The organism is Tistrella arctica, from assembly GCF_039630945.1.
Lineage (GTDB): Bacteria > Pseudomonadota > Alphaproteobacteria > Tistrellales > Tistrellaceae > Tistrella > Tistrella bauzanensis.
The window spans coordinates 1-1225 of the sequence record NZ_JBBKTV010000034.1; the positions used below are offsets into that span (position 1 = coordinate 1).

Genomic DNA, 1225 nt, shown 5'->3' on the forward strand with positions numbered 1-1225 from the left:
CAGGGCTCCGAATCCAGGTTAACGGAGAGGTAACCCGAGGATGGAAGCGAGGTATTTGACATCCCAGCCTGCGAGCTTGCGCCTGAGTTTCAGGCTCTTTTTGTCTGCGACCGCGCGGACGAGGTTGATGGCGAAGTGCCTGACGACGGCCATGTTTTTTGCGCCGTGCCCGGTTCGCAAGCGGGCCTGATCGTCGCCGAACACCACGTCGAGCACCCAGTGGAGGCGGTTTTCGATGCCCCAGTGGCCGCGCACGGCGTGAGCGGCAGCCTCGGCGGTGAGGGCGGCGGAGGAGATGTAGTAGCGGGTGTCGGTGCGGCAGCGATCCTTGAGTTCGGTTCGGGAGCGGACCTTGATGATGGTGGTGGCGCCGGGCAGGCGCAGTTCGCCGGGGAAACGGCGCTCGCCGGCGAGCCACTCGGTCTCACGGCTGACGGTGACGCTCCGTTCCTCGATGCGGCCGTGCCCCTTGTCCAGGTCGATGACGCTGTCGAGGATGTCTGCCGGAGCGTTGGCGAAGTAGTCCTCGATCTCGCTGCGCAGGGTCGGCTGGTTGGCCTTGACTGCCAGGAGATAGTCGGCGCCGACATCGGTAATGGCTTGGGCGATAGTGGCATTGCAGGCGATGGCGTCGATGCTGACGGTGGCGCCCTTGAGGCCGTCCCTGGCCGCCAGACGGTCGAGCAGAACCGGAATGGCGGTGGTCTCGTTGGACTTGTCGGCGACCGCCTCCTGGCCGAGCACCAGCCGGCTGGTGGTCGCGAAAGCCGAGACCAGGTGCAGCGGCGCCTTGCCGGCGCTGCGGTCGTGGCTGCGCCGCGAGGTTTTGCCGTCGATGGCGACGAGATCGGGCCGCTCGGGCCAGGTTTCGCGCACCCAGGCCGTGAAGCAGGCCGAAAACAGCGCCGGATCGATCCGGTTCATCAGCAGGGTCAGCCAGCGTCCGCCCGGCACGCCGTGATGGTAAGGCAGGATCTGGCGCAGGAATGGCAGATGGGCCTCACCCCAGGCCGCGATGTGATCGTAGTCATCACAATCGGCAATCGTGCCGCAGACCACCAGCAGCAGAACCTCCGGCAAGGGATACGCCACCCGCCACGGCTCACGCGGATCCTCGATCACAGAAAAATGGTCGAGCAGCGCGCCAAGACGCGACGTCTCTCCACGGGCCGGGCCAGTCAGCGGCATAGCAGTCCTCCAAATCAGGGTGATTCAGAGAATCACG

Annotated in this window: 1 protein-coding gene; it reads right to left on the reverse strand. The window is 65.6% G+C overall.

From position 1 onward, the window contains the following. Positions 1-18: 18 nt before the first annotated feature. Positions 19-1188, reverse strand: coding sequence for an ISAs1 family transposase (locus WG924_RS28060; RefSeq protein WP_345936336.1), 1170 nt, complete (start codon positions 1186-1188; stop codon positions 19-21). Positions 1189-1225: the final 37 nt, after the last annotated feature.